The sequence below is a fragment of the Clostridium hydrogenum genome (genome assembly GCF_021432385.1).
Lineage (GTDB): Bacteria > Bacillota > Clostridia > Clostridiales > Clostridiaceae > Clostridium_S > Clostridium_S hydrogenum.
On record NZ_JAEACT010000002.1, the window covers coordinates 166,785 to 191,475 of the forward strand.

Below are 24,691 nucleotides of genomic sequence, written 5' to 3' on the forward strand. Positions count from 1 at the left end.
TGATAAACTGTGATTTTTATAACAAAAGCAACTAAAACCAATTTTTTAATTTATTTATACCTCTAAACCGGTTTTAAGATTATCAAAACTGCACCATATCCTTCTATTTTAGTTCGTATATTGAATACAGCACTTTTCTTCATACTTTTAAAATAAATTCTTGGAAAAGATGCCTTATGCAGTATTTCTTTTTCTTCTTTACTAAGTCTCTTAGGCTTACCCATATCATTCCAATAGTTAAAGGAAGATCCCTCTTTTTCATTGATTGCATAGGTTGTTATTCTTACGGCTGATGGTATACTTACTATATTAAGTGAAAATTTCTTTTCAGTAACTTCCTTACTGCCTCTGAATTTAGAGGAATTCTTGAAAAAGTCAATCTTATCTATACCTTCATGATAACTATAAAGCAATATTTGGTACTCATTATCACTTTTGGTAACTATATAACCATTATCTTTTGCAACTAAAGTATCTCCAAGCTTATTCATCAAGAAATATGCATAATATGAAGGTTTCTTTATTCCTTTATCATTAATTAAACCAGGATATCCAAAAAACACTTCATTAGTTAGATTGACCTGCTTATCCAAAACATCAAAAGCCCTCAAAATCTCCATACTTTTCTTCTCGTTTATCATACTATTAATAGTAAACGGCAGCATATATGCAGTATCGTAAATAAAATTTATACTATCATCGTAAGAAAATCTATCTTCTAATACTTCAAGACTGTAGTTTTCTACAATAAATTCACTTATCTCTTTGATATACTCCTCATCCATTCCAGCTGCAAATTGAAATTTAAAAGTTCTAAAATCTATATAGTCTAAATCTACTTCACTGAAATAATTCAAAAAGGACTTTAATGCTTCTTTAAATTCTTCCTTTTCAAAACTTCCATCATCTAGTACTATAAGAGCGCCTATACCAAGGGTATCTAAAAACTCAAAAACGTCGCTAGCACGATTCCAGTTATGAAATTTCGCCCCTGGAAATATGCCCATATCTTGACTAAACACATTAAGAAGTCTTGCATATTCAAATCCAATTTCATCTTGAAGCATCTCTAAAATATCTTTATTATCTTCAATAAGAAGTTCAAATGCATCGCCAACATTAATTATTTCCTTAAAGCTCTTGTCAAAACTTCCAATATCCTCTGCCATATTTAAATACATCTTTGTTATCTTCTCTTCATAATTAAATCTATCATAATCTTCAAGATAATAATTTATAAATTCAATACTATCGGAAAGCTTAAATTCTGTCATTTTCTTTTGCTTTTCTAAGGCTTCATCATCAACTTTAAACTTTTTTCTATACTGAGTTGGTGAACATTTAAACCTAATTTTAAAGTGCTTATTAAAATATCTTGTGTGAGAAAATCCTACCTCTTCAGATATTTCAGATATTGTTTTGTCAGTATCCAAAAGAAGCTTCAAAGCCTCATCAACTCTAGTTAAGTTAAGTAAGTCTGTAAAACTGTATCCAGTTGTATCTTTGATTTCATGTGATAAATAATGCGTGCTTAAAAATTCTTTTTTTGCTATGTCTTGAAGTGTTATGTTATCATCATAATTGTTAAATATATACTTAGTAATTCTATGATACCTTTCAAGCTGTTCTTCATTTTCCTTTAAATCTTCTCTTTCACTTGTGAGGTAATGGAAATTATTTATAAGATGGTATAGTATTTTTACCAATATATCTTCAATTGCTTCATCGTAATTATCCTGTCTTTGGACAGCTTCACACGTTATTCTAGAAAGAAATACTCTAAGTTCATCATACTCCTCACCTTTCTGTCCATTATCATCGGTAATATTCGTATAAAAAAACATATTTTGAATATCACTATAATACTTTTCAAAAAAGTTAGGGTCTATATGAAATATCAATATTCTGTTATCCTTATCACGACTATAAATACTATGAGCTTCATCTATATTTATTATTTCTATATCCTTTTCCACAAGTTCATATTTATCCGAATCTATAGTTACATAAAATTTGCCTTTAAGTACATATAGTACCTCTATAGAATTATGCCAATGCACCGGATATTCAACTACATTTGCACAAGTAATCGAAACAGGAACATCCTGTGGATAGCTTATGTATTCTCTCCTCATAAATAATTTTACACCCCTCATTTTTTATAAATATTCTTAAAAATTACATATTTTATCATATTGTATGTAAACGAAAGGAACTGCCTTACTAATAATTATTTAATACACGATTCTTAAATATTACGAATTAATTCAATTCACAGTTCACGATGCACAATTCACAATGAAGGATGATTTTCTTCCGCCCTGCTACAGAAAATCTTAAATTTAATTTTTTTATTACTTTCGCAGTAGCACTATTTATGGAGCTACGCGAAGCTTATAATATTTAAATTTAAGATTTTCCTGACGAAAGGAAGCCAAATCCTCCTTCATTGTGCATTGTGAACTGTGAATTGTGCATTGATTAAGTTAATTTGCAATAATTATAAGTTACGTATTAAATAATCTTAGTACGCCAGCCCCTTCAAATAAACAATTAATTTACATTTCTAAAATAAGCTTTACTCAAGCACGCTTTTATTATATAATAAAAGAACCCACTTTTTCATATTAAAATATAATTACTCAACAATATTATATCATATTATTGATTTCAATGTCAACATCTATTTTTTAACTAAAAGCGACTAAATTTAATAAAAAATGTATTGGAGGGCCTATTTATGTGTAATTCTAAGCAAATTGCTAATGAAGAAACGGAATATCTCAAAAAAACTTTAGATTTTATTAAAAGCGAACTTGATAAAGAGCTTCCAACTTTATCAGAATTCCAGAGAAAGCTTATTTCATCTAGAAAGAATATGTGGCAAGAAGCCTCTCATTCCTCAAACGACTTCGACAAGGTTCCTGAAATGAATTTATATCTTTCTGAAATATCCATAAAATCTAGCATCTACGAAGCTTCTTCAAAAAAAATAAAAAATTATGTTAAAATGATGGATTCGCCTTATTTCGGTAGAATTGATTTTATGGAAAACAACTTTGATGAGATTGAAAAAATCTATATAGGTATGCACAATCTACTTGATGAAAAAAATTCTGATATATTAGTTTACGATTGGCGAAGTCCTGTTGCAAGCATGTTTTACGAAGGTGAGCTTGGTAAAGCTTCTTATAAATCTCCTTCAGAAATTGTAAATGGGAATATATCTTTAAAAAGACAATACAAAATTCAAAATTCAAAACTTATATATTTCTTTGATAGCAGTTTACAAATAAGTGATTCTATACTTCAAGAAGTTTTGAGTAAAAACTCATCTGAAAAAATGAAAAATATAGTTCAAACTATACAAAAGGATCAAGATTTAATAATAAGAGATACTACAAATGAATTACTTATAGTTCAAGGTTCAGCTGGAAGTGGTAAAACCTCCATAGCTCTCCATAGAATAGCTTTCTTACTTTATGCTAGCATGGGTTCAAACTTAACTTCAAGAAATATTACAATAATTTCACCAAATTCTATCTTCAGCAAATATATTTCAGGTGTACTGCCGGAACTAGGAGAGGAAAATACAAATCAAATAACCTTTGATGAAATTATAAACAATTCTTTAAAAAAACAACTAAAAAAAGAAACTAGACATGAGCAAATGGAATCATTAATACTTTCAAAAGACATTACGAGGTTAAATACCATAAACTTTAAAGGTTCATCAGCTTTTGTTAAACTTTTAGATAGACTTATACATTATTATACTCATAAATTAATACCTATAACGGATGTATATTACAGTAACACAGTTATTTTTTCAAAGGATGAGCTTAAAAATATGTTTCTAAATAATAAACTTGGAACAGCTCCAAACAAAAGATTAAAGAGAAGTGAAAACATGATACTTAATAAAATTAATCCCATCAGAAAGCTTAAGCTCAATAAAATAGAAAATATAGTAAAAAACAGTTACGGTCATGAACTCGAAGTAAAATCCTTTAGCAGACTACTATCTATAAAGGGAACAAAACGCTTTATGCAAGCTCTTTCTAAATTTACCTCAATAAATTATTGGGATTTATATAAGCTTCTTTTTAATGATATAAATTTATTTTATAAATTATCTGAAGGACTTGATTTACCTAAAGATATCAAAGAAATATTAAATGAAACTAAAGAAAAGCTCAATAAAAATTTTATTTCATATGAGGATAGCGCCCCTCTTATTTACTTACAGTTAAAATTAAACGGCTCAGAGGACTATTCTGACATTATGCATGTAGTAATAGACGAAGCTCAAGACTACTATCCCCTTCAATATGAAGTTTTTAAACTTTTGTTTAGCAGAGCCAACTACACAATTTTGGGCGACTTTAACCAATCTATGGAGAAGAAAAGAGATAAGACAATATATGATGATATAGAAAAAATCCTTCATAAAAATAAATCTATAAAACTTTTCTTAAACAAGAGTTATAGATCTTCTACAGAAATAAGCTTATTTGCCCAAAATATTTTAGGAATAAATAAACCAATTTCAGATTTTTTTGAAAGACATGAAGACGCTCCAGAAATAATATCACTACATGATAAAGTTTCTGCATATTCTAAAATAGTTTCCGATATAAAAAGTTTTCATTCCGATAATTTATACTCTACTGCAATAATATGCAAAACTGATAAAGAAGCTAAAGAAGTATATAATAACTTGAAAGATTTACTAGATGTAAATTTAGCTGATGATGAGCTTGAAATTGAAAACGGAACTTTGATAATTCCTTCTTACATGGCTAAAGGATTAGAATTTGATGCTGTTATAATATTTAATGCTTCAGAAGCAAATTATAATTCTGCGTTTGACAAAAGACTTCTTTATATCGCATGCACAAGAGCACTGCATAGACTTAAACTTTACTCCTTAAAAGATTAAAGTACGGTTAAGATGGGCGCTATCGCTACTAAAAGCACAAAATTATTGCGAACTTAATCAATTCACAATTCACAGTTCACAATGCACAAATGAAGGTTGATTTGCCTTCCTTTTGTCACGCAAATCTTAAATTTAATAAAAACTAAGTTATAAGATTTTCTGTAGCAAAGCGGAAGAAAATCATCCTTCATTGTACTCTGTACTCTGTACTTTGTACTCTGTTTTCTAGCAATAAGTGTGTTCTGCAAAGCAAGCTATCTCTACAAAACCATTTCTTTCATATAACTTTTTAGCCCCAACATTTGATTTTGCAACACGAAGCCTTATATTCTTAATATCTTTATCTATTTTCATATTCCTAATACAATGGGCTAACATATAACTTCCATATCCTTTATTTTGATACACAGGATTAACAACTATATCTGTTATATAATTATCTTGAAAAATATATGCACCTGCAAGTTCATTACCTAACCAAAATGAATGTACCTGATTAAGCTTGTTCAATTTAATGAGTCTATCCTTAAATGGCTCTTGATAACGAGAATAACTATTTACTTCCCAACCGTTGTCCATATATAATTGATAATATGCCTTATCAAATAAATCACAAAATTCTTTTAACAGGCTTTCTTGAAAACCCTTATCAATTAAATTACAATTGTTCACGTCTAGCAATTGTTTGCCTTGAAATTCAAGATGGTACCCTTGCATATCGGTTTTAAAACCTAATTTTCTTACCAAACTTATTATTTTTGAGTTTCTTCCGTGTACATTAAAACATATCTCTTTTGAATTTTCCGTGGAAAGATATTCTTTAACTTTACTATCTATTAGTTCTAAAATTTTTTCTATATTATTTTCATTACTGAAATTTGCATAGAAAATGCAGCAATCCTCATCATCAACCTTTAAGAATACTCCTATATTTTCATTTGTTGATGTAGCATACATTATCTCAACTTCATTGTTTTTAAATCCATCATTTACATAGATTTCTGCATGAGGTGATATATCGCCTATTAACTTTAATATTTCTTCATTACTCATTTTAACGCCCCCTTTAACTCAGAGTAGAGAGTAGAGTGATGGTTGATTTTTCTCCGCTATCGCTACAAAAAATCTCAAAACTTATTTTTTTATTGCTTACGCAATCGCGCCATATATGGTGCTCAGCGAAGCTGACAACATTAAGTTTAAGATTTACCTAAGCAAAGCGAAAGGTAAATCATCATTCACTGTACTCTGTACTCTGTCATCTGTACTCTGCTTTTCAAATTGTAATTTCTCTGTTTCAACTTGTATATCTACATTAAGTATATAATGTTAATTATAACATAAGTTTCTAGTTTTCTCTCTCTGCAAATCCAATCCTAGCACACAAAACAAATCCAGCCTTCTCACAAGCTCTTTTAGATGCAATATTACTTTCACTCAAAAGATATATAGGCATTTTATTTTCACTTAATATTTCTCTTGCAAGTTCCTTGATTACTTCCGCTGCATAGCCTTTTCCCCTAAACTGAGGCACTGTAAAAATCTGTGATATTGCTGATACGCTGCCAGAATCAACATAATGCTCCCCTATTGAGCAAACAGTATTATTTTCTAATATACAAAAAAATTTAGATTCAAGCTTTAAATCATTTGCACAAACTAATCCCTTTAGTTCCTTCGGTATTTTACAAGAATTATATATATCCTCTGTTAATCTCATAGCCAAATTTGAAGAGTCGCCTTCCATATACTTCTTTGCATAAACATATATATTATCATAGCTAGTTTCAATATCTCCAAAATGGCCTTTTATAATTTCTTCAGCCCATATAGGATAATTTATAGAAATTTCTGCATTACAATCAAGAGTTTTTATTAAAATTTCTGCACTTTCATAATTAGATGCGGATAGCCAATATCCAGGAACTACATATACTTCTGGGATTCCAGTAATAAGTGACGCCTCAATTTTTCCACTTTTCCTTGAAATCACAACCATTGATTCATCTTCCGGCTTTTTCCTGCACACATGTAAGGCATGTGCATTATATATTGGTTCCAAAATTAAAGCTCCAGCTATTTGCTTGTTTTTTACTTTTTTTATACTATATTTCTCCAAAATACCCATCTTTTAAGCATCCCCCTTTTTTTAAAGTATATTATTATTAAACTTTTGTCAATAAAAGTTTAATAATATTGTAAATGTTCTTATCTTAAAATATCTGTTATAATATAGATAAAACTATTAAGCTTATTTTCAAAAACATGGAAATATGCAGAAATATAAATTATGAATTTGGGTATAATTTAAATATAGTCTATTATACTTTTACCTTAGTAAACTCTGTCAGAACCACTAGAAGCAAAATTTTATTATAATATTTCACTTGAGTATATAAAAAAACTAATATATGATGAAGCTTTCATAATTTGAGAGGAGAATATTCTACATAATGAAGAAATTAATTTATACTTTTTTCACCATTGCTTTGCTAGCTATAGGCATTGGAGTATTATACGTATTTTTTATAAATCCAAGCGCTACTTCAACAACTCATAAATCAATCAAAAAAGCGAACAGTGTACCTACAAAAAAGAAGGTTACCACTAACAAAGAAACAACACCTGCTGTAGATACAAATATACTTCTTGTAAATAAGGATCATCCACTTGGGGCAAATTATATTCCTCAAAATTTAGTAGTGCCTAAAGTAAAATTTATATCTACTGGTGATCCAAACGTAAGGGAAATGAATTCCACAGCAGCTGCAGCACTTGAAAATATGTTTGCTGCTGCAAAACAAGATGGTTTTACACTACTAGCAGTATCAGGATACAGATCCTATAAATATCAAACTCAAGTTTATAATGCAAAAGTGAGAAAAGATGGCAAAGCCTCAGCCAGTGAATATGTTGCTATTCCCGGAGAAAGTGAGCATCAAACTGGTCTTGCAATGGATTTACTTTCAACAGAATATACTGAACTTGATGATGGTTTTGCAAAAACAAAGTCTTATGGGTGGCTTGAAGCCAATTGTGCTAAATACGGCTTTATAATTAGATATCTAAAAGGAAAAGAAAATATAACTAAATACAACTTTGAACCATGGCATGTACGATATGTAGGAGTTACTGCTGCGGAAACTATAATGGAAAAAGGAATAACGCTTGAAGAATACTTGGGAAAAACAAACTAACTTAATCAATTCACAATTCACAGTTCACAATGCACAATGAAGGATGATTTGCCTTCCTTTAGTCAGGTAAATCTTAAATTTAAATACTATAAGCTCCGCTTAGCACCATAAATGGTGCTATCGCGTAAGCAATAAAAATTAAATTTAAGATTTTCTGTAGCAAAGCGGAAGAAAATCATCCTTCATTGTGAATTGTGCATCGTGAATTGTGAATTGATTTAATTCGCAATATTTATTTATAACGAAGCTTTTAATATGTTTAGTACGTCTTCTGTATCAAGTGTCCTTATGCTTCCAATTTTCCCGTGTCTAGTAGCCTTTTTAGCCATTAATTCAAGCTTTTCTTCATCAATTCCAACTTCACTTAATCTTGATGGTATTTCTAATGAGCTAAAATATTCCCTAGTCTTTTCTATTGCTAAATTAGCTATTTCATATTTATCTTCGTTCTTATCTATTCCCCAAACATTTATTCCATATTCCACAAACTTATCCACAGTATTATCATCCAATATATATTTCATCCAATTTGGAGTTAATATTGCAAGACCAACTCCATGAGTTATGTCATAATAAGCACTAAGTTCATGCTCCATAGGGTGAACACACCAGCTGCTGTTCTTTCCATAGCCAAGTAATCCATTTAAAGCCAAGCTTGATGCCCACATTAAATTTGCTCTTGCTTCATAATTATCTGGTTCTTCAAAAGCTATTGTACCGTATTTTACACATGTTTTTAAAAGTGCTTCTGCCATTCTATCTTGAACATATGCTGATTTCACATTGCTAAAATATTCCTCAAAAATATGACTCATTATATCTGCAGTTCCTGCGGCTGTTTGATTTTTAGGCACTGTCATTGTATAGGTTGGATCCAATATTGAAAACTTAGGTGCCATATCTGGATGCCCTGTACCCAATTTTTCATTTGCATCCATATTTGTTATAACTGCAAAAGTATCCATTTCCGAACCAGTTGCCGCTAGTGTTAGTATTGTTGCAACTGGTAATACCTTATTAATTTTTCTTGGATTCTTAACTATATCCCATGCATCCCCATCATAATAATATGCAGCAGCTATAACCTTCGCACAATCTATAGAACTTCCACCTCCAACTGCAAGTACAAGTCCAACATTATTTTCTTTGCAAAGCTCTACACCTTTTTTTACACTAGTTATTCTAGGATTAGGCTCTACTCCTGAAAGCTCGCAAAATTCAATATTGTTACTATTTAATATTTCTATAACTTTGTCATATAATCCAGTTCTCTTAATACTTCCTCCACCATAAACAAGAAGTACCTTTGAGGCATATTTCTTAACTTCATCGCCAAGTACATTTATTTGATCCTTGCCAAAGAAAATTTTCGAAGGTATTGAATAATTAAAATTTAACATTTTACCACACTCCTTTTTTCTTCTCAATAAAAATTAATTGTTTTAATGCTAAAAATATTTAAACGTAATCTAAAATTATTGCGAAGTAACTTAATCAATTCACAATTCACAGTTCACAATGCACAATGAAGGTTGATTTGCCATCCTTTCGTCAGGCAAATCTTAAATTATAAGCTTCGCTTAGCACCATAAATGGTGCTATTGCGTAAGCAATAAAAAAATAAGTTTTAAGATTTTCTGTAGCAAATATTATTAATATACAAAGTTTTATTGCACTGCTATTGAAATTAATTCTACTAAGTTAAAGAACCTATATGGGCTTAAGCCCAAACCCCTAGTATGTGTATCCTTCATTGTGAATTGTGAATTGATTTAATTCGTAATATTTAAAGCTTGCGTATAAAATATTTTACTTGCAATATAGTGTCCTTAAGATTATTTTACCATTACAACTTTTTATTTCAAGTAATTACTTAAATCAGGGTACAGTAAATGTTGATTTACCTTTCTTCCATCAAATAAGGCATCTTAGAATTTATATATTGTTTTCTCATAATCATTAAGTTTTAAGATTTTATGCTTCAGCAGAAAATCATCCTTAACTGTACTCTGTACTCTGTCATCTGTACTCTATTTATTTAATATCCCCTATATCCTTAATTGATACATAAGTATCAAAGTGTATTTCTGCATTCTTATAAGCTTCCTTCCAATTTACACTTTTCCAGTAAGAATTATATTTTGTTCTAACTATTTCTCCTATTCCAAGTGGATCACTGCCAACCTTTTGTGCATACTTTAAGGTTTGATATCCACTGGCTTTTATTTCTTTACTCATAACTTCCTCAGCCTTTTTCTTCACACTTTTATCGTCAAGGTTATTCCATCTAAATTCATTTACAGAGGCATCAAAATTTACAAGTACATTAATCACCGGTTTGTTATTTTTAAGTTCAACTGTTATCTTTCTTTTACTTACATTAAGTCCTGCTGACATATTATGTTCTCCTAGCCCCGGCTTTCCTACTTCCTGCATTTCATCAAAATGAATTCTTAATTCTTCCATTGTCTTATTTTGCATAGCAGTTAAAAGTTTAGTTTCTCTAACACCAATTTTTCCGACCATCTTATCTCCAGAAAAAAGTGCGCTTCCTATTGCTTCAATACCATCTCTTCTTAGTTTTAAAAGAGGGGCTATAGGATCTTTTCCCTTTTTAAAGGAATCTATATCAAAATTATATATTTTTGTATTTGGTATATATGAATGCTGAATATCTGCTTTTATAAGTTGATTAACATATATTCCAGGCCTTGGTTTATTTTTAAACTGTAATTCACTTTTCATAAGATCTCTTGGACTTCCCTCAACGACAGCAACATAAGCAAGCAGTGGATTTTGAGTATCTCTATTAATTACATTCATTATATTGTTTATTCCTTTTTCCGCTGTCTCTTCTGAAAAAAGTATTTGCTGTATTTTACCACCAAGTAACAGCTTTGATGACAACCTATTATTTGTATCAATAGCCTGCATCATAGAATTTGCTTCAACCATTAAAAGATCTGTAGCACTTTTACTATCGCCACCAATAACCGGTATTATGGAGGTTACTAATAAATCTCTTTCATTCCCCTTTTCAATCCCAACCTCCAATATAAAACCAATTTTTTCATAAATCTTTTGATCCCAGCAGCCTGTTAGAATAAATAGGCATAATATAGTTGCTGTAATTTTAAAGCACCTTTTCATTCTTGTCTTCCTCCCTCACCGCAGCTGAGTTACTTTTCTTCGTAAATTTATCCTTAATAATTGATACAATAAAAGTTATAATAAAAAAGGCATTAATACAAACTGAATACATAGAGAATACATTTACAATCATCTCTGTTTGAGCAAAATTTCTTGGTATTCTACTTATTAATATAGTTAATATAACCATTATTAAAATTGACAGGATTCTTTTCTTCATTGGAAACATCTTTTCCAAACTATAATATGTACAAAATAGAAAATTTCTAGCTACACATGCAACTAGCGGCATCCAAAGTATTATAAAAAATAAATCTATTCTTTCAACTACTGGAATTTCAATAATTCCAGAAAGGAACATAAGCGAAGTAGGTAATTTTTTGAGCAAGTTTTCACCAAAAACACCTGTAACCACTACCACCGATATTGAAAAAAAAATTGTTACTGCTAATATTGCAAGTTCTGCATATTTTAAAGCATTCTCTTTATCTTTAATACATGGATACATGTATGTAACAATTTCAAAGCCCAAATAAGTATATATTGTTGTTTTTACTGATTTCAAAATTGGAATTACCCCGGCTTCACCAATAGGCATCAAGTTAGTAAAACTTAGATCTTTAGCTGCTATCATATACATTATTATTGTTAATGTTATTATAGCAAAGGCTTCACAACCAACTCTACATATTGGAGTTAAACCATAACATAGTAGATATAAAGATGGTAGTATTATGAAAAAGCCTGATACAAGCGCTGGCGTTTCCTTAAGCACTTGAGAAGCCACAATATCAGAAAACCTTCTTATTATTATACACCCGCCCAAAAATGTGTAAGCTATTAACAGTATATTAAATATTCCACCAATCCACTTACCATATAAAACTTTATCTATATCAATTATAGATTTATTTGAATACCGATTTAGCAAAAGCATTTCTATTAGCATAATTAAAGCGCATACTATTCCACCTAATATCGTTGAAATCCATCCATCATGACCAACCTCATCTGCTAATTGATTTGATAGTGTAATAATCCCAGTTCCAACTTGACAGTTAACTATAAAAATAAAAAATTGCTTTGAGGTTATATCATTTTTTACTTTAATCATTTCCCTTACCCCTTTTCTTATCTAAAGGATGAGTTATAGTTGGTCTTCTTTTCATAAATTTCAATGGTACCCTTATTATCGTATCCTTTAAATCTTTAATTCTAAATGGGATTATAGGCTGAAAGTACGGCTGATCAAGCGACTCTAAAATAACAAGATTTGCAAGTATAAGCACAGTTATGCATGACATACCCAATATGCCAAACACTGCCGTTGACAACATCATTACAAATCTAATAGTTCTTAAAGTTAAACCCATATCATATACCGGAGTAATAAAGGATGCTATTGCAGTTACTGCCACAACTATAATTAAAAGTTCACTTACGATTCCTGCTTGAACTGCTGCCTGACCTATGATTATACCTCCAACGACACCAATTGATGCGCCAATATAAGTTGGAAGCCTTATTGCAGCTTCTCTCAGCATTTCAATTACAATTTCCATTACAAAGGCTTCTACTACCGGTGAGAAAGGCACTCTAGCTCTTGATTCGGCTAATGGAATTAATAAATTAAGCGGTACCATATAGTAGTGAAAGGTAGTTAATGCTATATAAATGCTAGGAAAATATATTGCAACAAGTGCACTTAATATTCTTAATGTTCCAATTAAAGACCCAAATATCCAATGAGTATTATAATCATCCGGAGCCTTAAAAAAAGAAAATAAAGTGACAGGTAAAATTAATACTCCAGGTGTCCCCTCTGTCAGTATCAAAAGCCTTCCCTCAAGCAATGCCCCTGTTGCCCTATCTGGTCTTTCAGTTAATTGATATTGGGGGAAAAGAGAATTAGGGAAATCAACAATCAGTTGTTCAATATATCCTGCTGCTAAAATACCATCAAATTTTATTCCTGATATTTTATCATATAATTTTTGAACAAGCGCTGGGTCAGCTATTCCCTCTATATAAACTATATTAACAATTTGGTTAGTTGTATCTCCTACAACTATAGGCTTAAATTTTAAGTTTGTATTTTTAACCTTTCTTCTAAGTATTGCCATGTTAACATTCATTAACTCAATAAACCCTTCATGGGAGCCTCTTACATCCTTTTCTATCTCTGGTTCTGTAATACTTCTTTTTTCAAAATTTCTAATGGCAGAAGTAAAGCCATATTCAATGCCATCTGCTAGAAAAGCAGTACACCCAGTTAAAATATCACTTATTATGGAGTCCATATCCGTATAAAACTTAATACCAGTAGCAGGTATGCTATTAAGCTTTTTTTTATCACTTACAGCTTCATAATTCATATTTAGTATTGGCCTTATTAAATCTCTTTCTACAACGTCTGTATTTATGGTTCCATCGATATATATAAAATACACTTCTGTATTATCCTTTAAAAATGCCTGTTTTTTTATGAGATCAGGACAATCTTTAAATTTTTCATCTATAAGCTTCATATTTTCACTCAATACGTCTGATACCTTAACTGCTTTAGACTTTTCATTCTTCATTTGTATTTCACCACCAATTCAACATAAAAATATTCTTTTTAGTATTCCCTTTAAAAGAAAAATAATTCTTTGCTAATCCCTAATTCATATTAAGGAATAAATATTTTAATATTCCACATAATATTACAAATATTAGTTTTACCATAGGAGGTGGCTTAGTTGTTTAATTTCATAAAAAAAGCATTTAAATTGCACCATGCTAATAACAATAAGCAATCACCCCAACCCCGTAAAAAAAAAGTTTCTGCTTCACTAAAAAAGAATAAAGAATATATACAAAATAAATTCAAAAACTGCTCTGATATAGCCATACGAGAGGTTAAAATAGGTAATAACCCTGATTTTACCGCAATGATTGTATATATCGGTAATATAACTACATCTTCTATAATTGAAAACACCATAATACGAAAGCTTACTTTAAAATATTATGCTAATACATATGACCCCAAAAGCTTAGAGTATTGTAAATATTTGCTTGGAATACAAGATAACTCTGTATACTCCGATATTGATACAGCTATAGAAGCCATATTAGCTGGCAATATTGCTATATTTATAGACGGCTTAAATCTTTCGATGTCACTAGATATAAAAAATCCGCCCGGCAGAAATGTTGAAGAACCTAATGTAGAAACTGTTGTGCGTGGTCCTAGAGACGGTTTTACAGAATCGCTAGCTACTAATTTAGTATTGTTAAGAAAAAGAATAAAAAGTACACATTTAAAAACTGAATCTTTTATTTTAGGAAGAGAAACAAAAACAAATGTAACTATTGTATATCTTTCAAACATAGCAAAGGAAAAAACAGTTGATGAACTTAAGGAAAGACTAAAAAAAATAGACGTTGATGCAATCATTGTAAATAACTACATAAAAGAATATATAGAAGATGAACCTTTATGGGGAATTCCTAGCATTTATGCAACAGAGAGACCTGACGTCGTAACCACTAAAATACTTTCAGGCAGAATTGCAATTGTAACTGATGGAACTCCTTTGGTTTTAACCGTTCCTGCAATTTTTATGGAATTTCTAATAAACAATGAAGATTTTTATTTAAACTTTATTACCGCGACTATTATTCGCTGGCTTAGATATTTATCATTTATCATGTCACTTACACTACCTGGCTTTTTTTTGGCAATCACAACCTTTCATCAAGAATTAATACCAACTCCCCTACTTGTAAGCTTCATAAAGGCTCGTTCTAGCGTACCTTATCCAGCTTTGCTAGAGTGTTTTTTACTGTTAGTAGTTTATGAAATGTTAAGGGAAGCAGGTCTTAGAATGCCTAAAGCGGTAGGTCAGGCAATAAGCATAGTTGGAGCACTAGTGCTAGGGCAAGCAGCTGTAGATGCAGGTCTTGTAAGCACGCCGATGGTAATAGTAGTTGCAACAACAGCAATAGCTGCTTACTCAGTACCTTCTACAGACATGTATGAAGCAATGCTGCTACCTAGATTCATACTTCTATTTCTTGGCGGCACCTTAGGTTTGCTCGGATTAATATGTGGAATACTAATTTTTATAATAAAACTTATATCTATTCGTTCTTTTGGTGTACCTTATATGGAACCACTTGCTCCAATTATTAAAAGTGAATTACCTGATGTAATAATGCGACGTCCAATTTGGAGTAAGCTTAAACGTTCTTGGTTTATAACAGGCAAAAAATCTACCCATAGAAAAGGAAGATCTTATATCAATACAGTTACAGAGGATATAAAGAAATTATTGAAAAAGATAAAAAATGGAGAATAATTATGAAAAAATTTATATCAATTGTCCTAATAATAATTTTTGCACTTTCCTCTACAGGATGTAGCAGAACCAAGCAGGAAATAGACAAACTTTCTGTAGCTTTAGCCATCGGTTTTGATTTAACTGCTGAAGGCAAATATGTTCTTTCTGTACAAATATTAAGTACAGAAAGTAAGCCTTCAACCTCTGTACCTAAAAAATCACCTTCAAACGTAGTAGTTTTTACAAGCTCTGGGAATACACCTTATGATGCCATAAATCATATTTCTACAACTCTTGGAAAAAACTTATTTTTTGGTCATTCTGCTTATATAATTGTAGGAAATCGCTTAGCTGAAAATGGATTGTCACTTATACTTGATGCCACTTTAAGAAATAGTGATACTAGACCTGATAGGCCTCTACTTTTAACAAAAGGAAATGCTTTAGATATAATAAAAGCCACAACCGCTGATGAAAAAATTCCTGCCAGCGCAATTGATAACATATTGAAATTTCAAGTAAGCAAAGGCTATATACCCAAAACTTCAAGATTAGATTTTGCAAACTCTCTAGCTAGCAAAACCTCCGCACCAATTCTTGGATTAATTAATCTTGAAAAAACAAATAATGCCGACAATACCTTTGTAGCAGCTGGTACTGGTGTATTTAAAAAAGATAAACTAATAGGTTACCTGAATAAAAATGAAACCCGAGGAATGCAGTGGATAAATGGCAAAGTTCAAAGTGGTAATTTAATAGTTCAAACTCCAGACAGTGGAATGATAACCTTTGATATCTTAAAATCTAAAGCTACTGTAAAACCAATACTTAAAAACGACAATATAACAATTAAAATAAATATAAAAGAAGAAGCAAATGTAGTGGAAATGACAGAAGACATAGATGTCATGAAAACTCCAGATAAAATAAAAAAATTAAACGAACTTCAAAACCAGGCAATAAAAAGCGAGGTACTTTCGGTCTTAAATGCAGCTCAAAAAAAATTGAAAGCCGATATATTTCATTTTGGAAGCAAGGTACACAGGCAATACCCAAAATTTTGGAAAACGGCTGAAAGTGATTGGGAGAACATTTTTCCTAATCTTAATGTTGAAGTAAATGTTGATTCATCTGTAAAAAGACCAGGTATTATTTCAAAGCCGATAAAATGAAAGTACGAGGAGAAATATTATGAAAACAAGAATATCTGCTAGTCAGCTATTTTCTGCTATTGTATTAGTACCCTTTGGTAGTGCTGTACTTTTTTACATAAACCCTAAAGCAAAACAAGATGCTTGGCTAGCTATATTAATTTATATAATTCCAGCAGTAATATTACAACTTATATATACAAGTTTATGGAGTAAATATCCAGAGGATACCTTAGTTACTTATATGCCAAAGATTTGGGGCAAACCAATAGGCTATACCCTAAGTATAATATATACTATCTTTTTTGCATATGAAGCTGCTAGGGTTCTACGCGATTTCGCAGAGCTTATATCAATTGCCTCTATGCCAAAAATACCTCCTTATTTAACTTCATTGATACTTATGTTTGCAATTTCATATGGGCTTTTTAATGGTATAGAAACCTTTTCTCGTATAATGCATGTTTGTTTATATTTATGGATATTTTTCTTTATAAGTGAGTGGATATTTTTATACACAACACCTGAAGACCTAAAATTCTCTAATCTAGAGCCAATTTTAGAGAACGGTATTATTCCAATTATAAAAGACAGCTGGAAACTAATAACCTTTCCTTTTGGTGAAAGTGTGCTTTTTACAATGATTTTTCCACTTGTTGTTGAAAAATCAAAAGTAAAAAAAACTGCAGTATTTGCAATTATACTTGAGGGTATACTTCTGTCGTTAAATACTATTATGTTTCTTGCAGTATTAGGGGTTGACTTTGCTTCTGATTCTTTATTTCCACTTTTACAAACCTTACGTACCATGCACATTGGAAGTGTTTTAGATAGACTGGATATATTCATAATATTAATTATGACATTAGTAGGCTTTTTAAAAATAGGTTTTTTTACCTATGGGGCAGCACTCGGCACTTCTCAATTGTTAAAAGTTAAAGATACAAAATACATTTCGGTGTTATTTTGTATACTTGTCACTATAGTTTCGCTAATAATAGCAAAAAATTATCCTCAGCATATATATATTGGTCAAACAATAACTTTAACATATATTCACTTGCCTTTGACTGTTTTTGTGCCAATTATTACATTATTAGTATATAAAATCAAATATATAATACAAAAAAAGAGGACCAGATTATGAAAAGGCTCATTTCAATTTTCATAATAATTATGTTTACAATTACACTTACTGGTTGCAGACAATCAAAACAAGAATTAAATCAAATGGGCATTGTTTTAACTACAGGTTTTGATTTAACTCCAGATGGCAAATACTTATTTACTGCAGAAATTTTAAATCCAGAAATTCAAAGTTCATCTACTTCTAAAAAGGATAGTACCGAACTAACTTCCGATGTGGTTACTTTTAGCAGTTTAGGAGAAACTCCTTCATCTACCCCAATAAACTTAGCAGAAAGCTATGGCTTCAAGGCTTGAATTTGCAAATAATTCCGTAGTTGATTTTTCCATAATATAAACCAATAAAATGATGAGGTGATAAAATTGAAAACCAAAATAAGCACTTTAGAGCTACTTGCAAGTATTATGGTTTTTGAAAATGGTACTGCCATACTTTTTTACTTAGCTTCAGATACAAAACAAGATGCATGGATAACAATACTTATCTATATAATACCAGCAATTATATTGCAACTTATATATACTAGCTTATGGTATAACTACCCAAATGATAATATAATAACATACAGTCCTAAAATCTTTGGGAAATATATAGGCTTTTTTCTTAGCATAGTATACATTTTATATTTTATTTATGGCGCTGCTAGAGTACTTCGTGATTTTTCTGAGCTAATGTTAATTTCCACACTACCAAAGTTACCATTAACTCTAGTTTCTTTTATTTTGATTACAGTTATTTGCTATGCTACTTTTACTGGCATTGAAGTTTTATGCAGAATAGCCGTTGTATTTTTATGTATTTTTTTATCTTTTTTCACTTTATCATTTATTTTTTTATCTACAACTCCCAATGCACTTCACCTCACTAATTTAAAACCCATAATGCATAATAGTCTACTTTTTTTAATTATAAAAGGTTGGCCCCTTATAACCTTTCCCTTTGGAGAAAGCTTACTATTTTCTATGTTTTATACTTCTGTAACCGAACCAAAAAAGGTAAGGAAATACACAATTATGGCAACTATATTCGAAGGCTTTATTTTATCTTTTAACTGCATAATGTTTCTATCTACACTTGGTGTAAAATTAGCCTCAACTTCCTTATTCCCGCTTTTACAAACCTTTAGAACAATACATGCTGGCAGTGCTTTTGATAGATTAGATATATTTATAATACTGATGTTGCTTTTAGGTGGTTTTTTCAAGATAGGCTTCTTTATATATGGTGCAATGCTTGGCACTGCTTCACTTGTAAAAATAAATAATCCTAAATATCTTTCTATACCAATTAGCATAATAGTGTTAATTTCTTCAGGGTTAATTGCTTCAAACTATCCACAGCACGTAAATATAGGGCTAGACTTTACAATAAAATACATACACTTACCAATGCTAATAATACTACCAATACTAGCATTAATAATTGTAAATATAAAAAAGTTCGTATCTTCAAATAATCAGAGGGGTAGATTATGAAAAGACTAATTTCAATTTTTATAATAATTGTACTTATGATTGCATCCACTGGCTGTAAACAATCAAAACAAGAAATAAATCAAATGGGCATTGTTTTAACCACAGGTTTTGACTTAACTCCAGATGGCAAATATATTTTCACTGCCGAACTTTTAAATCCAGAAAGTAGCAGTTCCTCTACTTCTAAAAAAAATACTACAGAAAGTAGCTCTGATGTAGTGATTTTTACAAGTTTAGGTGATACCCCCTATACTGCAACTACTAATCTTGCAGAAAGCTATGGAAAGCCATTATTCTTTGCACACAGTAAATATGTTGTATTAGGTGAAAATTTATCGAAACAAGGTTTAAATTTATTTATGGATGCAGTATTTAGAATACGAACCACCAGACCAGATACAATACTTCTTATAGCAAAGGGGCGCGCTTCTGATATTGTTAAAGCTAATGCTGCTGGTGAAAAAATTCCTGCTGATTCAATTGAAAATCTTGTAAAATTTCAATCATCAATGGGATATTTCCCCATGATTTCAAGACTTGATTTTGCTAATGCCTTATTAAATAAAACTAGTACACCAATTCTAGGCGTTATTACACTAAAAAATAAGTTTAATACAGATAATACTTTTGATCTTTCTGGAACTGCTATATTTAAAAATGATAAGCTTATAGGTTTTATGGATATGAATGAAACTCGCGGCATGGAGTGGATTGAAGGAAAAGTTCAAAGCGGAATTGTGTCAGCCCACATGCCCGATAACAGTATAGTTGATTTTTCAATATTGCATTCCAAAAGTAAAATAAAACCACTAATAAAAAAAGATTCTTTGTCAATACAAATCAATATAAATGCTGAAGCAAATATAGTTGAAATGACAAGCACTTTAAATCCTATGAAAGACTATAAGGTTATGGATAAATTTAGCACAGCACTATCTAATTCGATTAAAAGTGAAGTACTTCTAGCTTTAAATTCAGCACAAAAGAAATACAAATCGGATGTATTTGGGTTTGGAAATATTATAAGCCAAACCTATCCAGACTTATGGGATAAAATTAAACCTGAGTGGCAATCAATTTTCCCCAATATTAAAGTCGATGTAACTGTAACTTCAAGTGTAAAACGACCAGGACTTATTTCTAAACCAATAAAATGATGAGGTGATAAAATTGAAAGCACATACACTTTGGATTAATTCATAATTTTCCGTAGGCACGTCAATATTATGAATTCATTTATGATTTTGTTTTGTTGCATTGGAAAATAGTAAGCATGGGTTCATGAATCTACATGGGCTAAAGCCCAAACCCCTAGTCATAAATTAGCTTTTATAAATAGTGTTTATCTGTTGCAAAGGAAAGCAATATTCTTGGGTTCATGAATCTACATGGGCTAAAGCCCAAACCCCTAGTCATAAATTAGCTTTTATAAATAGTGTTTATCTGTTGCAAAGGAAAGCAATATTCTTGGGTTCATGAATCTACATGGGCTAAAGCCCAAACCCCTAGTATGTGTATTCTCCTTTAGCCATTGGTACTTGAAGGTATAGTGTTTCAGAACAATTTAAATAGAATCTAATAAATATTAGAGCGTAAATCTTAAAATACTTAGAAATTTCAATTGTTTGAACGACAGTGAGTTATTGAAATTTCTTAGGATTTTAAAATTTACGCTCTTAGATTTATAGATTCTATTTAATGTTCTGTAATACTATACCTTCAAGTACTTCCACTTGCCTTTTTTCATTCTCCTCAAATACATAACAGATCTTGAGCTGAAATCAAAGAATATTCCTATCATTACAGCAGTCATTCCTATTCCAAGCCATTTGTTTAAGGCAAAGGACACAAATACTCTACATGTCCACAATCCAATAAAGGAGGTTATCATAACGTACATTATATCTCCAGCAGCCTTAAGTGTTGCTGAACATAAATTCAAAATTGCAAGCATTGGTTCTAAAATAGCAAAAGTTCTTATAAGTCCTAAAGATTCATTTATTACTTTAGGATCACTTGAATATAGCATTGCAAGTGGTCTTGAAAATATTATCATTAGCATTCCTATAATAAATGCAGCTATCATTGCTATCTTTAAACTTTCATGAGCATAGGTTTCTGATTTTTTATAATCTCTTTCACCTAAACTTTGACCAACAAGTGTAGTATTTGCAATTGCAAAACCAAATATAGGGAAGAAGGCTAGCGAGTTTACATTTATGCCTACTTGATAAGATGCCATTGCAACTGTTCCCATTGTTACAATAATAACTTCAAGTACTAAAAATCCACCCTGCATAACAGCTTGTTCAATAAAACCAGGTACTCCTATTTTGGTAATTCTCTTCATAAGCTGAGGTCTTAAACTATAATCATCCTTAAAACTCAAATTAAGTTTAAGTCCTTTATGGGCATATAAAACTATAGTTCTAATTGTAACTGCTATTATTCTTGATATTGTAACTGCTATAGCTGAGCCAACAACTCCAAGTGCTGGTATATGAAGGGGCTTCACTCCAAAAATAAGCGCACAATTTAAAATAACATTAATAACATTAACTATTCCTGTTATTACCATTGGTGTTTTTGTATCTCCTGCACCTCTCATTGCTCCAGATATTATTATATCTAAAACAAAGAATGGTAAATTAAATGCAATTATATTAAAATAACTTATTCCTATATTAAATACCTTTATGTCAGATCCACCAAAGAATATCTTAAGTATATTAACTGAAAATATCCTCCCAAACGCTGCTAAAAAAACTCCAACAAATAATGCCATATACATAGATTGTACTAATGCCCTTTTGGCTTCTGTTTTATTGCCTTCACCTATTACCCTTGCAATAATAACAGTTGTACCTATTGAAAGTCCAGAAAAAACAGTTTGCAAGAAGCCAACAAGCATATTTACCATACCAACTGCCGCCACTGCATCTGTTCCTATTCGTCCCATTAGTATTGTAGACACCATTCCAACCATCATCTCTAGTAATTGTTCCAATATAGAAGGCCATGCGAGCCCAATTATTTCTTTATCTGACTTTTTATCCAACTTAAATACATTTCTCTTCATAACTTCATCCACTTCTCGACATAATTTTATCACACGTATATATAATACAGTATTAAATAGTAACAGTAAAGAGACTTATTAAGATTACTCTTTACCCTCTACTCTAATAAATAGATCCTGTTTTTGAACTAATCTAACCGTAAGCTTCATAGCCATTTTTTGCTTGAATTTTTTAAAAGTATGAATAGACTGCCCTCCTACAATAGCATTATTACCCCCATTTATGTTGAGCTCATTAAAAGTTACTTTTACAAGTTCACAATATATTTCATCGGTTTCACTATAACTATCAACAAAAGTTTGTTCTCCATTTATCATTTTAAATACTTTAGTTTCTTCCTTTTTATCCTGCTCCATTTTAGGTTCATTAATATATTCAACTCGTGTAACACATTGAAATGGAATATTTACAGTTATATTTTTTACTCTTCCCCTTGAATTGCTATCACTGTGAACAACTTCTTCATTATATTCTATGCTTTTAATTACTATGCCATTTAAAAAAAGCTTATTAGCCTCCGGAATGAGTTTACACTGTTTAAGCAGGACTTTTCTTTTAATACTAATTAAATTAATAACATTTCTTGTAAATTGTATAGTATTTTGAATATTTATATTAACCATTACCTCTGTTATAACCACAGGCATCCTAACAGCAATGAACCCTTCTTTCTTTCTCTCCCTTACAACTTTAGATGTACATTCCATAACCATTTTTGAGCTAATTAATTGAAGCCTACAATTATTTTCATTTTTCTCATTTACATAAACCTCAAATGCTCTTCTTTCATCATGGCTGTGTGTCATTTTCTTTCTGCCTTCTTTAGATATTTCAAATTCTGCACTGTTATCATCTTTTTTATGATGTTTTCTATGACTCATAAACCCACTCCGAATTATTACTTATTATTTATACTTATGTTTTAATAAACAAAAAAGACCGGCTTTTACACCGATCCTTCTATATTTATATTACTTATCTTCACCTATAGTTTGAGACATGATTCCATTGAATCCAGGGTTAGAATAAAAATGTTCATTATCCTCAGGGCCTTCAAAGCCTTTATCGTCTTTTCCATAACATGGTTTGTATATTTGTTGTTTTTGAAGTAACTTAATTCCAATATATACAACAGATTTATCAATAAATTCCTGAAACTCTTCTTCATTTGGTAAACAATCTATTGGCTTTCCTTTATCATCGATATCTGCATCATAAACTTCAGACCATAAAAGTTCAGCATATACTGGTTCATTAAATACTTCATAGCTTGCTCTATCAGCTTCTCTTATATCTTTTCCTAATCTGCATTGATCAAAATACCTTACTTCATTTGGCTGTCTATTTGGGAATATAATTGGCTTTTTACCATTAAATTTAATTCTAGTAGCAACTTGGAAAGGTACTTGAACTGTTTGATCATTTATTACTCCTGAAATTCCATGTCTTGATGTGCAATGTTTTGAAGCATATTCAATATTCTTTCTAATATATCCTCCAATAAATACTTTATCTGTTCCAGCAATATATCTAGCTTGAGTAAGGAATACTTGCTTTTCTATTCTTTTTATTTCATAAGATGGACAATTTAATCTAATTTTAGATTCTACATCTATCTGAATAACAAATTCTGAAAGGACTACAGGAACTTTAAACATACCTGGACATATTGGTTTATTTCCTGCTTCTGTTAATGTTTCATATTTAACAACATTGCCTTCACATGAATTTCCACCATCAACTACTTTACCTTCTGCAATGCTACCTTTGTCTGAGCCTACACCCTGATTAAAGTAACCGCCTTTTTCACAAAAACCACTTTTACATCCTTCCATATATTATCTTCTCCTTTTTGGTAAGTTGGTATAAAACTACAATTATTAATTAATTGTAATTTCAACCTCTGATAATATATTATTCTGAAATATCTGAAATGAACCTATTTTATTTAAAGAAATTTATAATTTGTACAATAAGGCATCCTAAAACTTTATATTGTTTTTATTTTAATCTAATACTATAATTAAACTGTTTATTTTATAAAGGAGATGTCGCACTAAAATTATTTAATAGGTAACTTAAAATTATTGCGGACAAAATCAAGTGAAGGGTTTTAAATTCGCCATGCTCATTAAAAGACTAACTTTTTCACTTACGTGAAAAGTGAAGGGTTTAACGATGCTGTGCACGTTAAAGGTTAACTTTTCGGCTAAAGCCGAAA

At 30.6% G+C, this 24,691-nt stretch carries 18 protein-coding genes; 8 read left to right on the forward strand and 10 right to left on the reverse strand.

Annotated elements, in window-relative coordinates:
• Nucleotides 1-62: 62 nt before the first annotated feature.
• Nucleotides 63-2,135, reverse strand: a complete 2,073-nt coding sequence (locus CUEA01_RS00795; RefSeq protein WP_234117239.1) for a helix-turn-helix domain-containing protein — start codon at nt 2,133-2,135, stop codon at nt 63-65.
• A gap of 605 nt (nt 2,136-2,740) precedes the next feature.
• Between CUEA01_RS00795 and CUEA01_RS00800 the strand changes: the two genes are divergently transcribed.
• A complete protein-coding gene (locus CUEA01_RS00800; protein WP_234117240.1) occupies nt 2,741-4,942 on the forward strand; it encodes a HelD family protein in 2,202 nt (733 codons plus the stop codon).
• Between the two features lie 225 nt (nt 4,943-5,167).
• Here CUEA01_RS00800 and CUEA01_RS00805 read toward each other — a convergent pair whose 3' ends face one another.
• Nucleotides 5,168-5,995, reverse strand: coding sequence for a GNAT family N-acetyltransferase (locus tag CUEA01_RS00805; RefSeq protein ID WP_234117241.1), 828 nt, complete (start codon nt 5,993-5,995; stop codon nt 5,168-5,170).
• Nucleotides 5,996-6,290: 295 nt separating this feature from the next.
• Nucleotides 6,291-7,070 carry a GNAT family N-acetyltransferase gene (locus CUEA01_RS00810; RefSeq protein ID WP_234117242.1) on the reverse strand — a complete coding sequence of 260 codons (780 nt, stop codon included), beginning with the start codon at nt 7,068-7,070 and terminating at the stop codon, nt 6,291-6,293.
• Between the two features lie 325 nt (nt 7,071-7,395).
• On the opposite strand from CUEA01_RS00810, the gene CUEA01_RS00815 reads away from it, so the two are divergent.
• Nucleotides 7,396-8,139, forward strand: a complete 744-nt coding sequence (locus CUEA01_RS00815; RefSeq protein ID WP_234117243.1) for a M15 family metallopeptidase — start codon at nt 7,396-7,398, stop codon at nt 8,137-8,139.
• A 236-nt stretch (nt 8,140-8,375) separates the two neighbouring features.
• Here the strand turns inward: CUEA01_RS00815 and CUEA01_RS00820 are convergent, their stop codons facing one another.
• The 4 genes from CUEA01_RS00820 to CUEA01_RS00835 all read right to left on the reverse strand — a co-directional run bounded on the left by CUEA01_RS00820 (nt 8,376) and on the right by CUEA01_RS00835 (nt 13,871).
• A complete protein-coding gene (locus CUEA01_RS00820) occupies nt 8,376-9,539 on the reverse strand; it encodes an iron-containing alcohol dehydrogenase (protein ID WP_234117244.1) in 1,164 nt (387 codons plus the stop codon).
• Between the two features lie 634 nt (nt 9,540-10,173).
• A complete protein-coding gene (locus CUEA01_RS00825) occupies nt 10,174-11,289 on the reverse strand; it encodes a Ger(x)C family spore germination protein (protein ID WP_234117245.1) in 1,116 nt (371 codons plus the stop codon).
• Nucleotides 11,273-12,403 carry a GerAB/ArcD/ProY family transporter gene (locus tag CUEA01_RS00830; protein WP_234117246.1) on the reverse strand — a complete coding sequence of 377 codons (1,131 nt, stop codon included), beginning with the start codon at nt 12,401-12,403 and terminating at the stop codon, nt 11,273-11,275. The genes CUEA01_RS00825 and CUEA01_RS00830 overlap by 17 nt, the downstream gene beginning before the upstream one ends.
• On the reverse strand, nt 12,396-13,871 hold the full coding sequence (locus CUEA01_RS00835) for a spore germination protein (RefSeq protein ID WP_234117247.1): 1,476 nt from the start codon (nt 13,869-13,871) through the stop codon (nt 12,396-12,398). Before CUEA01_RS00835 ends, CUEA01_RS00830 begins: the two co-directional genes overlap by 8 nt.
• A gap of 159 nt (nt 13,872-14,030) precedes the next feature.
• Here CUEA01_RS00835 and CUEA01_RS00840 point away from each other — a divergent pair, with 159 nt between their 5' ends.
• The 6 genes from CUEA01_RS00840 to CUEA01_RS00865 all read left to right on the forward strand — a co-directional run bounded on the left by CUEA01_RS00840 (nt 14,031) and on the right by CUEA01_RS00865 (nt 20,547).
• A complete protein-coding gene (locus CUEA01_RS00840) occupies nt 14,031-15,635 on the forward strand; it encodes a spore germination protein (RefSeq protein WP_234117248.1) in 1,605 nt (534 codons plus the stop codon).
• A gap of 2 nt (nt 15,636-15,637) precedes the next feature.
• Nucleotides 15,638-16,789 (forward strand): Ger(x)C family spore germination protein, encoded by a 1,152-nt coding sequence (locus CUEA01_RS00845; RefSeq protein WP_234117249.1) that lies wholly within the window; start codon nt 15,638-15,640, stop codon nt 16,787-16,789.
• Nucleotides 16,790-16,808: 19 nt separating this feature from the next.
• The gene (locus CUEA01_RS00850) at nt 16,809-17,915 is read left to right on the forward strand and encodes a GerAB/ArcD/ProY family transporter (RefSeq protein WP_234117250.1); all 1,107 of its coding nucleotides are present in this window, start codon (nt 16,809-16,811) and stop codon (nt 17,913-17,915) included.
• Complete coding sequence (locus CUEA01_RS00855; RefSeq protein WP_234117251.1) at nt 17,912-18,211, forward strand: Ger(x)C family spore germination protein; 300 nt, start codon at nt 17,912-17,914, stop codon at nt 18,209-18,211. Before CUEA01_RS00850 ends, CUEA01_RS00855 begins: the two co-directional genes overlap by 4 nt.
• Nucleotides 18,212-18,277: 66 nt before the next feature.
• Nucleotides 18,278-19,390 (forward strand): GerAB/ArcD/ProY family transporter, encoded by a 1,113-nt coding sequence (locus CUEA01_RS00860; protein WP_234117252.1) that lies wholly within the window; start codon nt 18,278-18,280, stop codon nt 19,388-19,390.
• The gene (locus CUEA01_RS00865; RefSeq protein ID WP_234117253.1) at nt 19,387-20,547 is read left to right on the forward strand and encodes a Ger(x)C family spore germination protein; all 1,161 of its coding nucleotides are present in this window, start codon (nt 19,387-19,389) and stop codon (nt 20,545-20,547) included. The genes CUEA01_RS00860 and CUEA01_RS00865 overlap by 4 nt, the downstream gene beginning before the upstream one ends.
• A 554-nt stretch (nt 20,548-21,101) precedes the next feature.
• Here CUEA01_RS00865 and CUEA01_RS00870 read toward each other — a convergent pair.
• From CUEA01_RS00870 to CUEA01_RS00880, 3 genes are all read right to left on the reverse strand, one after another.
• On the reverse strand, nt 21,102-22,502 hold the full coding sequence (locus CUEA01_RS00870; protein WP_234117254.1) for an MATE family efflux transporter: 1,401 nt from the start codon (nt 22,500-22,502) through the stop codon (nt 21,102-21,104).
• Nucleotides 22,503-22,553: 51 nt separating this feature from the next.
• Nucleotides 22,554-23,351: a DUF7852 domain-containing protein gene (locus CUEA01_RS00875; RefSeq protein ID WP_234117255.1), complete on the reverse strand. Its 798-nt coding sequence runs from the start codon at nt 23,349-23,351 to the stop codon at nt 22,554-22,556.
• Between the two features lie 90 nt (nt 23,352-23,441).
• The gene (locus CUEA01_RS00880) at nt 23,442-24,305 is read right to left on the reverse strand and encodes a CsxC family protein (protein WP_234117256.1); all 864 of its coding nucleotides are present in this window, start codon (nt 24,303-24,305) and stop codon (nt 23,442-23,444) included.
• Nucleotides 24,306-24,691: the final 386 nt, after the last annotated feature.